This is a genomic window from Streptomyces sp. MS19 (genome assembly GCF_047200595.1).
In the GTDB taxonomy this organism is placed as follows: Bacteria; Actinomycetota; Actinomycetes; order Streptomycetales; family Streptomycetaceae; genus Streptomyces.
In genome coordinates, this window is the sequence record NZ_JBJZOH010000012.1 from 34,955 (window position 1) to 48,951 (window position 13,997).

9 protein-coding genes are annotated in these 13,997 nt (G+C 72.9%); 7 read left to right on the top strand and 2 right to left on the bottom strand.

The window, feature by feature from the left end:
* Window positions 1-17: 17 nt before the first annotated feature.
* Window positions 18-2,204: a RecQ family ATP-dependent DNA helicase gene (locus tag ACL02R_RS14630; RefSeq protein ID WP_412797322.1), complete on the bottom strand. Its 2,187-nt coding sequence runs from the start codon at window positions 2,202-2,204 to the stop codon at window positions 18-20.
* Between the two features lie 142 nt (window positions 2,205-2,346).
* Here ACL02R_RS14630 and ACL02R_RS14635 point away from each other — a divergent pair, with 142 nt between their 5' ends.
* The 5 genes from ACL02R_RS14635 (at window position 2,347) to ACL02R_RS14655 (ending at window position 9,473) form a co-directional block, all read left to right on the top strand.
* Window positions 2,347-3,528 carry a DUF4192 domain-containing protein gene (locus tag ACL02R_RS14635; protein WP_412797323.1) on the top strand — a complete coding sequence of 394 codons (1,182 nt, stop codon included), beginning with the start codon at window positions 2,347-2,349 and terminating at the stop codon, window positions 3,526-3,528.
* Between the two features lie 7 nt (window positions 3,529-3,535).
* Window positions 3,536-4,393, top strand: a complete 858-nt coding sequence (locus ACL02R_RS14640; protein ID WP_412797324.1) for an NUDIX hydrolase — start codon at window positions 3,536-3,538, stop codon at window positions 4,391-4,393.
* 96 nt (window positions 4,394-4,489) lie between these two features.
* Window positions 4,490-6,421 carry an ATP-binding cassette domain-containing protein gene (locus tag ACL02R_RS14645; protein ID WP_412797325.1) on the top strand — a complete coding sequence of 644 codons (1,932 nt, stop codon included), beginning with the start codon at window positions 4,490-4,492 and terminating at the stop codon, window positions 6,419-6,421.
* 143 nt (window positions 6,422-6,564) lie between these two features.
* Window positions 6,565-7,548 carry a FadR/GntR family transcriptional regulator gene (locus ACL02R_RS14650; protein WP_412797326.1) on the top strand — a complete coding sequence of 328 codons (984 nt, stop codon included), beginning with the start codon at window positions 6,565-6,567 and terminating at the stop codon, window positions 7,546-7,548.
* 299 nt (window positions 7,549-7,847) lie between these two features.
* Window positions 7,848-9,473, top strand: coding sequence for an RNA polymerase sigma factor (locus tag ACL02R_RS14655; protein ID WP_412797327.1), 1,626 nt, complete (start codon window positions 7,848-7,850; stop codon window positions 9,471-9,473).
* Window positions 9,474-10,056: 583 nt separating this feature from the next.
* Here ACL02R_RS14655 and ACL02R_RS14660 read toward each other — a convergent pair.
* Window positions 10,057-10,287 (bottom strand): hypothetical protein, encoded by a 231-nt coding sequence (locus ACL02R_RS14660; protein WP_362960520.1) that lies wholly within the window; start codon window positions 10,285-10,287, stop codon window positions 10,057-10,059.
* Window positions 10,288-10,711: 424 nt separating this feature from the next.
* Between ACL02R_RS14660 and ACL02R_RS14665 the strand changes: the two genes are divergently transcribed.
* Both ACL02R_RS14665 and ACL02R_RS14670 read left to right on the top strand, forming a co-directional pair.
* On the top strand, window positions 10,712-12,829 hold the full coding sequence (locus ACL02R_RS14665) for a DNA gyrase/topoisomerase IV subunit B (RefSeq protein ID WP_412797328.1): 2,118 nt from the start codon (window positions 10,712-10,714) through the stop codon (window positions 12,827-12,829).
* 151 nt (window positions 12,830-12,980) lie between these two features.
* Window positions 12,981-13,991, top strand: coding sequence for a LacI family DNA-binding transcriptional regulator (locus ACL02R_RS14670; RefSeq protein WP_412797329.1), 1,011 nt, complete (start codon window positions 12,981-12,983; stop codon window positions 13,989-13,991).
* Window positions 13,992-13,997 lie beyond the last annotated feature (6 nt).

The window sequence follows — 13,997 nt, forward strand, 5'->3', positions numbered from 1 at the left end:
CGCGCCAGGCCGCCGCCTCATCCCTGCACCGCCAGGACGAGCGGCAGCACGACGTCCGCCCCGGCGCGCCGCAGGGCGCGGGCCGCGAGGGCCAGTGTCCAGCCCGTCTCGGTGAAGTCGTCCACGAGGAGGACCCCGCCCGGGTTCGCCCGGACGAGGGCGGCGGTCTCCTCCGGCAGGCCCAGTGACTCGTACAGCGCGCGCACGCGGCGGGCGCCGTTGCTCCGGGAAGGCGCAGGTTCCGCCGACGCGACCGCTCCGAGCAGGGGCATGCGTCCGACGCGGGCGATGTGTTCGCCGAGGGAGTGGACCAGCTGGGGCCGCGACCGGGAGGCGACGGTCACCACGCCCACCGGGCGCCGAGCCGCGTCGGGAGCGCCCGTCGCCCAGCCGCCCGGTCCACGTGACCAGTCGGCGAGCAGGGTGACGACGGCGTCCAGCACGTCCGCCGGCAGCGGGGCGTCCGGCGTGCCCGGGGCGAAGAGGGGACGGAGCCGGTTGCCCCAGCCGATGTCGGACAGGCGTCCGAGCGCCCGGCCGGGCCCGGCCTGTTCGCCCGCCGGGATGCGGCCCTTGAGTTCGATGCCGGTGGCGGGCAGACCCGTGGGCCACATCCTGCGCGGCTCCACGGCGGTGCCCGTCCTGACGAGTTCGCCCCGCGCGGCATCGAGCGCGGCCTGGGACACGTCGGCCGGGAAGCGGTGGCCCGTGCAGTTGTCGCAGCGGCCGCAGGGCACGGCCTGTTCGTCGTCCAGTTGCCCGCGCAGGTACTCCATGCGGCAGCCGGTGAGCGTGACATAGGCGCGCATGGCCTGCTGCTCGGCCTCCCGCTGCCGTGCCACCCACGCGTACCGCTCGGTGTCGTAGGACCAGGGGCGGCCGGTGGCGGTCCAGCCCCCGCGTTCGCGGCGTACGGCGCCGTCCACGTCGAGCACCTTCAGCATGGTCTCCAGGCGCGACCGGCGCAGTTCCACCTGGGGTTCGAGGGCGGGCAGGGACAGGGGGCGGCCCGCCGCCGCCAAGATGTCGAGCGTCTGCCGCACCTGTGCCTCCGGGGGGAATGCCAGGGAGGCGAAGTACCGCCAGATCGCCTCGTCCTCGGCGCCGGGCAACAGGAGCACCTCCGCGTGCTCCACGCCGCGCCCCGCGCGGCCCACCTGCTGGTAGTAGGCGATGGGCGAGGAGGGCGAGCCCAGGTGGACGACGAAGCCGAGATCGGGTTTGTCGAATCCCATGCCGAGCGCCGAGGTGGCGACCAGCGCCTTGACGCGGTTCGCGAGGAGGTCGGCCTCCGCCGCCTGCCGGTCCGCGCCCTCGGTTCGCCCGGTGTAGGCGGTGACGCGGTGCCCGCGTGCCGACAGGTGGGCTGCCACCTCCTCGGCCATGGCGACGGTCAGGGTGTAGATGATCCCCGACCCCGGCAGCTCGTCCAGGTGGTCGTCGAGCCAGGCGAGCCGGTGGGCCGCGTCCGGCAGGCGCAGCGCCGCAAGGCGCAGGCTCTGGCGGTCCAGCGTCCCGCGCAGCACGAGGGCTTCCGCCGAGTCGGTGCCGGTGCCGAGCTGTTCGGCGACGTCGGCGGTGACGCGGGCGTTGGCCGTCGCCGTCGTGGCCAGCACGGGGACGCCCGCGGGCAGTTCGGCGAGCACGGTCCGCAGCCGACGGTAGTCGGGCCTGAAGTCGTGCCCCCAGTCGGAGATGCAGTGCGCCTCGTCCACGACGAGCAGGCCCGTCGTGGCGGCGAGACTCGGCAGCACCGTGTCCCGGAACTCCGGGTTGTTGAGGCGCTCGGGGGAGACGAGCAGGACGTCCACGTCCCCGGCGGCCACCTCGGCGCGCACCGTCTCCCACTCCTCCGCGTTCGCCGAGTTGATGCTCCTGGCGCGGATGCCGGCCTTGCCGGCGGCGTCGATCTGGTTGCGCATGAGCGCCAGCAGCGGGGAGATGATGACCGTCGGTCCGCTCCCCGCGGTCCGCAGCAGGGCCGTCGCGACGAAGTACACGGCCGACTTGCCCCAGCCGGTCCGCTGGACGACCAGGGCCCGGCGCCGCTCCGCCACCAGCGCCTCGATGGCGCGCCACTGGTCGGTCCGCAGCCGCGCGCCCTCCACGCCGACGAGGCGCGCGAGCACGGCGTCCGCTGCCTCGCGGAGGCCGGGACCGGTGGAATCCTGCTGTGCGGGGGAGCCCGCGGGTGAGTGCCGCATGGACCCATGCAAGCCGACGCGGGCCCCCGGCCGCCAATCACCCTGGGGAAAACCGATCGGTCGATCCGATGGTCCGATCGGCTAGCGGTGCTTGTGGACAACGGGCGACGCCGGACCCCGTGTCTGCCGCAAGCTCCTCGGCATGACTCGACACAGCGACGCGACACCCAGGGCGACCGTCACCGGCGAAAGCGGCGTCACGCTCCGCGGACCGGCCGACCTCGCCGATGCCCTGCCCCACCTCCTCGGTTTCCGTCCGGACGACTCCATCGTGCTCATCGGGCTCCACGGGCCGCGCGGCCGCGTGGGCGGGAGGGTCAGGACGGGCATCCCCGACGACCCGGCCTGCTGGTCGGAGGCCGCCGACCAGATGGCGGCCTCCCTGGCCGAGAACAGCGCGCGACGCGGAACCCGCCCCGACGCCGCCGTCGCCTACCTGTGCCAGGAACCGCCACCCGGCACCGACGCCCGTGCCTTCATGGAACGGCTCCGGCCGCTCGCCCAGCGTCTCCGGACCGCCTGCGGCTCCCTCGACATCCCCGTGCACGAGGCGCTCTACATGGCGGCCGGCCGCTTCTGGTCCTACTGCTGCACCGGGACCGACCGCTGCTGCCCCGAGGACGGCGGTGAACTGCCCGCCGAGGGCACTTCACCGATGGCGGCGGCCTCGGCGTACGCCGGAGTTCCCCGGCGCGGCTCGCTCCGCGAGATCGAGCAGCGTCTCCTGCCGGCCGAGGGCCGTGCCGTCCCGCCCCAGCTGCGCGCCTTCGACGACGCGGCCCGCGTGCTCCTCCCCCGGATGCTCGGCGCCCCGGCGGATGTCGAGGCGGTGCGCGACGAGACGCTCGGCCTCGCGGAGCGGCTGCTCCTCCGGTTCCGGCGGGCGGCCGTCCGGGGCGAGGGCGGTCCGTCGGCCGCCGACAAGGGCGACGACGCGCTGATCACCTCCGCCGAGGCGGCCCGCCTGGTGATCGGCCTCCAGGACCGGATCGCCCGGGACCGGGCGGCGGAGTGGATGGAAGGCGGCGACGGCCCGCCCGCGCTGCGTCTGTGGTCCGCGCTCGCCAGGCGGTGCGTCGCCGCGTACGCGGGCCACGCCGCGGCGCCGCTGACCCTGGCCGGGTGGGTCGCCTGGTCCACCGGGGACGGGATCGGCGCCCGCGTCGCGCTCGGCCGCGCCCTCCGGGCCGACCCCGACTACGTCTTCGCCCGGCTGCTTCACCAGGCGTGCAACGAGGGCGTCGATCCCGAGCCGTTGCGCCGCTCGATGAGGCAGCAGCGGGCCGATCGCAGGCGGCGGGGAGGGGGTTCGGGCGCCCTATGATCACGGCATGCCCTACGACCCGTCGGACTTCCCGCCGTTCGCCGTCACCGTCGATCTGGTCGTGCTCACCGTCCGCAGGCACGCCTTGTGCGCGCTCACCGTGCGCCGTGGGGAGGAGCCCTACCGGGGCCAGTGGGCACTGCCGGGCGGATTCGTCCGCACGAACGAGGACCTGGCCACGGCCGCGGCACGCGAACTGGCAGAGGAGACGGGCCTGCGGACGAACGAGCCGGGCAGCCGCCACGCGGCGGCCCACCTCGAACAGCTCGCCACCTACGGCGATCCCGGCCGGGACCCGAGGATGCGCGTGGTCAGCGTCGCCCACCTGGTGCTGGCCCCCGACCTGCCCGCGCCCACCCCCGGAGGCGACGCGGGCGGGGCGCAGTGGACACCTGTCGGCGCCTTGCTGGACGAGGGCGGCGCACGCGGCGCCGGGGGCGGCGCCGGGACCGGCTCGTCCGCGGACACCACTTCCGACTCCGCCGCCTCCGTGGCGCCCGAGGCCGGTGACATGGGTGGCGGACAGGACGAGGACGGTCCGGGCGGGCCGCGGAGGCTGGCCTTCGACCACGGGCGCATCCTCGCCGACGGGGTGGAGCGCGCGCGTTCGAAGATCGAATACTCGTCCCTCGCCGCCGCGTTCTGCCCGCCCGAGTTCACCGTCGGGGAGCTGCGCCGTGTGTACGAGGCGGTGTGGGGCGTCGTGCTCGATCCGCGCAACTTCCACCGCAAGGTGACCGGCACGCCCGGCTTCCTCGTGCCGGTCGGCGGGACGACGACCCGGCAGGGGGGCCGCCCCGCCCAGCTGTTCAGGGCGGGCGGTGCCACGGTGCTCAACCCTCCCATGCTCAGGCCCGAGGTGTGAGGCCCGGAGGCGCGAAGCGCTGACCTCCGCGCGTCGCCCGGAAAATACCTTTCGTCCCGTTAAGGTGCCTCACGTGCGCGCTCAACGGGAGAATCGATGATCCAGGCCATCGGACTCACCAGTGTGTCCCGGCGCGGTAGGCCACCCGCCGTCGACGACCTCACGTTCGAGGCGCGTCCCGGCGACGTCACGGCGCTGCTCGGGCCGCCGGATTCCGGCAAGTCCACCGCCCTGCGGCTCATGCTCCATCTGACGCCGGGGCGCGGGGTCGCCCTCTTCAGGGGGCGCGGCCTCGTCCAGATCCCGCACCCCGCACGGGAGATCGGCACGCTCCTCGGCGACGTCCCCGGCCACCCCCGCCGCACCGCGCTCGGCCACCTCCGCATGCTGGCGGCCGCCGCCGGAGTACCGGCCGCCCGCGCCGAGGAGGTCCTCGACGTCGTCGGACTCAGTGGGCTCGCGGGGCAGCGCCTCGGCCGCTTCTCGCGGGGCATGGACCGCCGCCTCGGACTCGCGGCCGCCCTGCTCGGCGACCCCCACACCCTGATCCTGGACGAACCGTCCCATGGCCTCTCGCCCCGCGAGACCGCCTGGATGCGCGGACTCCTGCGCGGATACGCCGACCAGGGCGGCGCCGTCCTGGTCACCGCGCGCGACGCGGCGGAGACCGCGCGGTTCGCGGACCGCGTGGTCACCCTCGACTCGGGCCGCCTCGTGGCCGACCAGGCCGTCCAGGACTTCGCGCGCACCCGGCTCCGCCCCCGCGTCGCCGTCCACACCCCGCACGCCGAGCGCCTCGCCGCCGCGCTCGCCCAGGAGTTCAGGACCGCGGACCCGGGGCCCGAGGGCCCGCCCGAGGTCGTGCGCGAGTCCGGAACCCGCATCTCGGTGTACGGCAGCAGCCGCGCGGTCGTCGGCGAGGTCGCCTACCGCCACCACATCGTGATGCACCAACTCGCCGACGAGATCGGCGACTCCGGCGACCGCGGGGCGGCCGCCCCCCTGGACCGCGCCGACGGCCGGACCCCCGAGGCCGCCCGGAGACAAGCCGTGCTCCGCCGCGCGCTCCCCTCCGCCCCGCCCACGGACGAGCCGTCCCCGGCGCAGACCCTGGCCCTCCCCGTCGCCCCGCCGCTCGACCCCACGCCCGGCGCCGCCCCCGAGTCCGGCCCCGAGTCCGGCTCCGAGTCCGGCTCCGACAACGCCGGTCACGACGGCGCCGTCACGGTCGCCCCGCTGCCCCGGCTCCTCACGCTCTCGCCCCCCGGCCCCACTTGGCCGCTCCGCTATGAACTGCGCCGCTGGGCAGGTGTCCACTCCGGCTGGTGGATCATGGCCGCCGCCCTCGTCGCCGGACTCGTCACCGCGCTCTACCTCACGATGTCCGGGACCCGGCCCGTGGAACGCGCCCTCACCGGCTGGGCCGAACCCCTCCCGCTGCCCCCCGTCGCGATGGCGGCGGGCCTGCTGGGCGCCCTGGCGTTCGGCCAGGAATTCCGCTACCCCGCGCTCGCGCCCGCCAGCGTGCCCGTCGCCCGGCGGATCTCACTCCTCACGGGCAAGCTCGCCGTCGCGGGCTGCGCCGCCCTCCTGCTGTGCTGCGCCACGGTCGCCGCCAACTCCGTGACCCTCCACCTCGCGCTCGCCCACCGCGCGCCCGGCGCCGACGCGTGGATCGCCGCCGTGGAAAGCATCGCCCTGCTCACCGTCGGCTGCGCATGGGCCGGTGTCCTGGCCGCCGGGATCTTCCGCTCCACCTTCGCCGGCCTGGCAGCGGTCGCCGCCGTACCGCTCGCGGCCGCCCCCGCGCTCCGCGCGCTGCTCGACAGCCCGGCGGGTGCCTCGCTCAGCGGGCTGCCCGGCCGTTTCCAGGCCCTCACCACGCTTCCGATCCCGTCCGGAGTCGATCGTTGGCTGTCCGCTTCCGCGCATCTCGCATCTCAGCCGATCGGCTGGGCACTCGCCCTCTCCCTCACCGTCATGCTCGGCGGATACGCCCTGATCAGCCTGCGCAACAGCCTGCGCTGACCGCCCGGTCGGCGCCGCACGCGGACAGGCCGTGATCGGGCCACAGCCCCCAACTTCCCGCTGATTGCCCGCGATGCGCGCGCGAAGTCCATTTTCTTCCGGTTAGACGTCAATTATGCGGGAGTCGCCGATCACCCTTTCGTGTGCTTTTCACCAAAGACCTCAAGGTGCCAACGGACGCCGCCGACAAAGGAGGCGTGACTACCCTTGCGCACTCGATGATGACCGCCTCCCGCTCCGCCGACTCCGGCGCCACCGGCTCGGGAGACCTCGACCGCTACTCCTACGCCGAGTCAAGCGGCGCCGCCCGCACCACCAACGCCCTCGCCTGGGACGGCGCCGACCCCGACATGGGCCGCATCGGCCGCCGCGCCGCCGGCAGCCGCGGCCGCGGCCTGCACGGCCAACTCGTCCAGCAGCTCGGCCAGATGATCGTCTCCGGCGACCTGGGCGCCGACCGGCCCCTCGTCCCCGAGGAGATCGGCCAGCGGTTCGAGGTCTCCCGCACCGTCGTCCGGGAGTCCCTCCGCGTCCTGGAGGCCAAGGGCCTCGTCAGCGCCCGCCCCAACGTCGGCACCCGCGTCCGCCCGGTCGGCGACTGGAACCTGCTCGACCCCGACATCATCGAGTGGCGCGCCTTCGGCCCCCAGCGTGAGGACCAGCGCCGCGAGCTGAGCGAGCTGCGCCTCACCATCGAGCCGCTCGCCGCCCGCCTCGCCGCCGGTGACGCGCGGGACGAGGTGCGACAGCGCCTCGGCGACATGGTCGAGATCATGACGCACGCCCTCGGCCAGGGCGACGCCCTCACCTTCTCCCGGGCCGACGCCGAGTTCCACGCGCTGCTGCTCCAGGCCGCGGGCAACCGGATGCTCGAACACCTGTCGGGCATCGTCGCCGCCGCCCTCCAGGTCTCCGGCGGCATCGCATCCGGCTGTGAGCAGCCGTCCGAGACCTCCGTCACCACGCACCAGCGCATCCTGGAGGCCGTCGCGGCCGGGGAGGCGAACGCCGCCGAGAGCGCCATGCGCCAGCTGCTCACCGTGTCCCACGAGGTGCCCGCGCCCACGGCGCCGGGGCAGCCCGCCGCCGGTGCCGACCACGTCGTGCCCGCCCCGCGCGAGCACTGACGCGGACACCGACCGGGGAGCGCGGCACTCGGCGTCACGGTGCGTCGTCGGGGCCGGCCCTCACCGGACTCCGGCGGCGCGTTTGCACCGGCCCGTTACAGTCGAGTGTGGCGGTGTGACTCGCGCCACGCGAGAGCTGCGTAACGCTTCGGGGAGCAGTGCGATGTCCCAAGAGGTGGCCGCGGCGGCCGGAGCGATCCGGCCCCACGCCTGCCGAAGCCGTCGGCGCACCCACGCCGGCGGTCACGGTTCCGCTTCCATCGAGCGGGCCTTAAGCCGTTCCCAGAGTTTCCGAGAGGTTGTTCGTGTCGGCCAGCACTTCCCGTACTCTCCCCGCGGAGATCGCCGAGTCCAATTCTGTGATGGCGCTCATCGAACGGGGAAAGGCTGAGGGGCAGATCGCCGGCGACGACGTGCGCCGGGCCTTCGAAGCTGACCAGATCCCGTCAACCCAGTGGAAGAACGTTCTGCGCAGCCTCAACCAGATCCTCGACGAGGAGGGCGTGACGCTGATGGTGAGTGCCGCCGAGGCGCCCAAGCGCACCCGGAAGAGTGTCGCCGCGAAGACGACGGCCAAGCGCACCGCGACAAAGACCGTCGCGGCCAAGACCGCCCCGGCGAAGAAGGCCACCGCCGTGGCCAGGCCCGAGGCACCCGCCACCGCGGACGGGGGCGCCGTGATCGAGGGCGGCTCCGTCTCGCAGAAGACCGGAACCGCGAAGAAGACCGCCGCGAAGAAGGCGGCCCCCGCCAAGAAGACCGCGGCGCGCAAGACCGCCGCGAAGAAGGCCGCCCCGGCCAAGAAGGCGGCCGCGGGCAAGGACGACGCGGGCAAGAAGGAGATCGTCGACGAGTTCCTTGAGGGTGATGAGGAGACCCTGGAGGAGCCGGCCGAAGGCGCGGTACCCGCTGGCGCCCCGGGCGAGGGCGCGGGGGTGAAGACCGAGAACGAGGGCTTCGTCCTGTCCGACGACGACGAGGACGACGCCCCCGCGCAGCAGGTCGCGGCCGCCGGCGCCACGGCCGACCCGGTCAAGGACTACCTCAAGCAGATCGGCAAGGTCCCGCTGCTCAACGCCGAGCAGGAGGTCGAGCTGGCCAAGCGCATCGAGGCGGGCCTGTTCGCCGAGGACAAGCTGGCGGGCTCCGACAAGATCGCCCCCAAGCTCCGCCGTGAGCTGGAGATCATCTCCGAGGACGGCCGCCGGGCGAAGAACCACCTGCTGGAGGCGAACCTCCGCCTCGTCGTCTCGCTGGCCAAGCGCTACACCGGCCGCGGCATGCTCTTCCTCGACCTCATCCAGGAAGGCAACCTCGGTCTGATCCGCGCGGTCGAGAAGTTCGACTACACCAAGGGCTACAAGTTCTCCACCTACGCCACGTGGTGGATCCGGCAGGCGATCACCCGCGCCATGGCCGACCAGGCACGCACCATCCGCATCCCGGTGCACATGGTCGAGGTGATCAACAAGCTCGCCCGCGTCCAGCGCCAGATGCTCCAGGACCTGGGCCGCGAGCCCACCCCGGAGGAGCTGGCCAAGGAACTGGACATGACGCCCGAGAAGGTCGTCGAGGTCCAGAAGTACGGTCGCGAGCCGATCTCCCTGCACACCCCGCTGGGCGAGGACGGCGACAGTGAGTTCGGTGACCTCATCGAGGACTCCGAGGCCGTGGTCCCGGCCGACGCGGTCAGCTTCACGCTCCTCCAGGAGCAGCTCCACTCCGTCCTGGACACCCTCAGCGAACGCGAGGCCGGTGTGGTCTCCATGCGCTTCGGTCTCACGGACGGCCAGCCGAAGACGCTGGACGAGATCGGCAAGGTCTACGGCGTGACGCGTGAGCGCATCCGGCAGATCGAGTCGAAGACCATGTCCAAGCTGCGTCACCCGTCCCGCTCGCAGGTCCTGCGCGACTACCTCGACTGACGAGGGCCGGGTCGGCACTGCCCCCGGATCAGCACGGCGAAACGGCCGGTACCCCGTACGGGGTACCGGCCGTTCGTGTGATGTCTGCGCTGTGATGACTGCTCGGAGTCCGGTGGGGCGCCGCGATGGCGGTGGGTCATCGAGGGTGGCCCGGGGGTGACGGTGGCCGGCGGTGGGCGGCCTGACGGGCGGGAGCACGCGTACGCGGGGGCGCCGAGGGGATGGCTGCGCGGCCGGGCGTGGCTCGTGGAGGGCCCTCAGCGCGTGTGTGCGCGTCTGGGGCGGCCCGGGGGCCCGAAGAGTCCGGAGAGGACCGGGGGAGCGCTCGTGGGCGCCGGGGCCTCGGGACGGGAGGGCAAGCTCCCGGCGGAGGACGGCGGGCTGGATCAGCCGAGCCACCCGTGGTCGGGGGCGCACGCGACGCTGCCGTGCGTGACGGTGATGCGGTCGGGGGGCATGGAGCCCGGGAGTCGGTGACGGGATCGCGGTGATCGGTCACCCATGGTCAGCGCCACGAGTGACCGACCCCGTCCGGATCAACCGGATACAGCCCGTCGGATGGGTGACGCGAGACGTCAGCGGATCAACGTTCGTCGTCGTTCGCGGTAGCGGGAGTCGCGGTGAGCTTCTCCGTCTCGTCCTGTATTTCCGCGGCGATCTTCTTGAGCTCCGGCTCGAACTTGCGCCCGTGGTGGGCGCAGAAGAGCAGCTCTCCGCCGGTGGTGAGGACCACGCGGAGGTACGCCTGGGCACCACAGCGATCGCAGCGGTCCCCAGCCGTCAGCGGGGTCGCGGGGGTCAGAACAGTAGTCACGTCGCCTCTTCTCTAGCTCGACGAGCTGTCGTACCAGGGACAACATCCAACCAGGCCGAGAACGTTCCCGCTCGCGGCTTTCCCAGGAAAAAAGTTCTCCCCCGAGGGCCGGACGCTGCCCGGTGGCGGCGAATGAGCCGTAGTAGCGGATGGTGCTTCGTTAACGCATGTCGAGTGGTGGTTGTTCCAGCTGCCTCGGGGTCCCGGGGCCGCTCCTTCGTTCAGAAGGACGTGCCCGGAGCCTAAAGGGTTCATGCCTCGTTGGGAACGTGATGTACACGTCACCCGGACGAGTTATCGAACGCGTGAGCGATGCTCGGCTACCCTGGATCTTCCCGGGGAGCCGCACAACCGCTCTACAAGGCCTCGGTACCCTCTGAGCGGCGACTGCCACCCGATTTGGATTCAGCGAGGAGCGAACTGCGTGACCGCCGACACGTCCGTGCCATCCACTGCACTGCTGAACGGGCCCGACGCCGACGGTAACTACACCGCGCGGCACCTGCTCGTCCTGGAGGGCCTGGAGGCGGTGCGGAAGCGGCCCGGTATGTACATCGGGTCCACCGACAGCCGCGGGCTCATGCACTGCCTCTGGGAGATCATCGACAACGCCGTGGACGAGGCACTCGGCGGCCACTGCGACACGATCGACGTCCTCCTCCACGGCGACGGCTCCGTGGAGGTCAGGGACAACGGGCGCGGCATCCCGGTGGACATCGAGCCGAAGACCGGCCTGTCCGGCGTCGAGGTCGTCATGACCAAGCTGCACGCGGGCGGCAAGTTCGGCGGTGGCTCGTACGCGGCCTCCGGCGGCCTGCACGGCGTCGGCGCGTCCGTCGTGAACGCGCTCTCGGCCCGCCTGGACGTGGAGGTGGACCGCGCCGGGCGCACGCACGCGATCAGCTTCCGGCGCGGCACCCCCGGCGTCTTCGCGCGGATCGGCGCGGACGCCCCGTTCGAACCGAAGGGCGGCCTCGTCGCGGGCCGGAAGCTCCCGAAGACGCGCACCGGCACCCGGGTCCGCTACTGGGCCGACCGGCAGATCTTCCTGCGGGACGCCCGGCTCTCGCTCGACACGCTGTACGCCCGCGCGCGGCAGACGGCGTTCCTCGTCCCCGGCCTCACCCTCACCGTGCGTGACGAACGGGGTCTGGACGGCGCCGAGCCGACCGAGGAGGTCTTCCGCTACGACGGGGGCATCAGCGAGTTCTGCGAGTTCCTCGCGCCCGACCGCCCGGTCTGCGACGTGCTGCGGCTGAGCGGGCAGGGCACCTTCAAGGAGACCGTCCCCGTCCTCGACGACCGCGGCCACATGATCCCGACCGAGGTGAGGCGCGACCTCGACGTGGACATCGCCCTGCGCTGGGGCACCGGCTACGACACGACGCTCAAGTCCTTCGTCAACATCATCGCCACCCCCAAGGGCGGCACCCACGTCACGGGCTTCGAGCGCGCCGTCACCAGGACCATGAACGAGGTGCTGCGCGCCGCCAAGCTGCTGCGTGTGGCCGAGGACGACATCGTCAAGGACGACGCCCTGGAGGGCCTCACGGCGGTGGTGACCGTCCGGCTGGCCGAGCCGCAGTTCGAGGGGCAGACGAAGGAGGTCCTGGGGACGTCGGCCGCGTCGCGGATCGTCGCGCAGGTCGTCTCCAAGGAGCTGAAGGCGTTCCTCACCTCCACCAGGCGCGACGCGAAGCAGCAGGCGCGCGCCGTGCTGGAGAAGGCGGTGGCCTCGGCGCGCACCCGCATCGCCGCGCGGCAGCACAAGGAGGCGCAGCGCCGCAAGACGGCCCTGGAGTCGTCCGCGCTGCCCGCGAAGCTGGCGGACTGCCGCAGCGACGACGTGGATCGCAGCGAGCTGTTCATCGTGGAGGGCGACAGCGCGCTCGGCACGGCCAAGCTCGCGCGGAACTCCGAGTTCCAGGCCCTGCTGCCCATCCGCGGCAAGATCCTCAACGTCCAGAAGTCGTCCGTCTCCGACATGCTGAAGAACGCCGAGTGCGGCGCCATCATCCAGGTGATAGGGGCCGGGTCGGGGCGGACGTTCGACATCGACCAGGCGCGGTACGGCCGGGTCATCTTCCTGGCGGACGCCGACGTGGACGGCGCGCACATCCGCTGTCTGCTGCTGACCCTCTTCCAGCGCTACATGCGGCCCATGGTCGAGCAGGGCCGGGTCTTCTCGGCCGTGCCGCCACTGCACCGGATCGAGCTGAGCAACCCGCGGAAGGGGCAGGACAAGTACGTCTACACCTACTCGGACGCCGAGCTGCGGGACACGCTGCTCGACCTCGAACGGCGCGGTGTGCGGTACAAGGACGCGATCCAGCGTTACAAGGGCCTCGGCGAGATGGACGCCGACCAGCTGGCGGAGACCACCATGGACCCGCGCCGGCGTACCCTGCGCCGGATCAACATCAGCGACCTGGAGGCGGCCGAGGAGGCGTTCAGCCTGCTGATGGGGAACGAGGTGGCGCCGCGCCGGGAGTTCATCGCCAGCTCGGCGGCCACGCTGGACCGCTCGCGGATCGACACGTGACGCAGGGGTCCCGGACGTAGGGCGGGCCGGACGCAGGGCGGGCCGGCGGTCTCCGCGGCCCGCCCGCACCGTTCGAACGGCCCGGCGGGGCAGGGGCGTTCCTGGACGACTCACGCAATTCACTTGCGTTAATTGCGTTAGAGTTGCAGTCATGACACGACGACTTGCCCAAGTAGCGCAAAAGGTGGGGGTCAGCGAGGCCACCGTCAGCCGGGTCCTGAACGGCAAGCCCGGCGTCTCGGAGGCCACCCGGCAGGCGGTGCTCACCGCGCTCGACGTGCTGGGGTACGAGCGGCCGACCCAACTGCGGGGCGAGCGCGGCCGGCTGGTCGGTCTCGTGCTCCCCGAATTGCAGAACCCGATCTTCCCCGCCTTCGCGGAGGTCCTGGGCGGCGTGCTGGCGCAGCGGGGGCTCGTCCCCGTGCTGTGCACCCAGACGCCCGGCGGCATCAAGGAGACGGACTACGTGGACCTCCTGCTCCAGCAGCAGGTGTCCGGCGTCGTCTTCGCCGGCGGCCTCTATGCCCAGGCCAACGCCTCGCACGACCACTACCGGCTGCTCGCCGAACGGCGGCTGCCCGTGGTGCTGATCAACGCGTCGGTGCCGGGGCTGCCCTTCCCCCGGGTCTCGTGCGACGACGCGGTGGCCGTCGAGCAGGCGTGGCGGCACCTCGTCTCGCTGGGGCACGAGCGCATCGGCATCGTGCTCGGTCCCGAGGACCACATCCCCTCCCAGCGCAAGCTCGCGGCGGCGCACGCCGCGGCGGCCGCGGCCGGCACCGAACTGCCGGAGGAGCGCGTGGCGCGGGCCATGTACACGCTGGAAGGCGGGCAGGCGGCGACGACCACGCTGCTGGAACGCGGGGTCACCGGCGTGATCTGCGCCAGCGACGTCATCGCCCTGGGCGCGGTGCGGGCGGCGCGGCGGCGCGGGCTGTCCGTGCCCGAGGACCTCTCGGTGGTCGGTTTCGACGACTCCGCCCTGATGACCAGCACTTCTCCGCCGCTCAGCACCGTGCGCCAGCCCATCGAGGCCATGGGCAGGGCGGCGGTGGAGGTGCTGGTGGCGCAGTTCGGCGGGCGCGACGTGCCGCGGGACGAGCTGCTGTTCGAGCCCGAACTGGTCGTACGGGAATCAACGGGTCCCGCCCTCGTCAAGTGACACGTC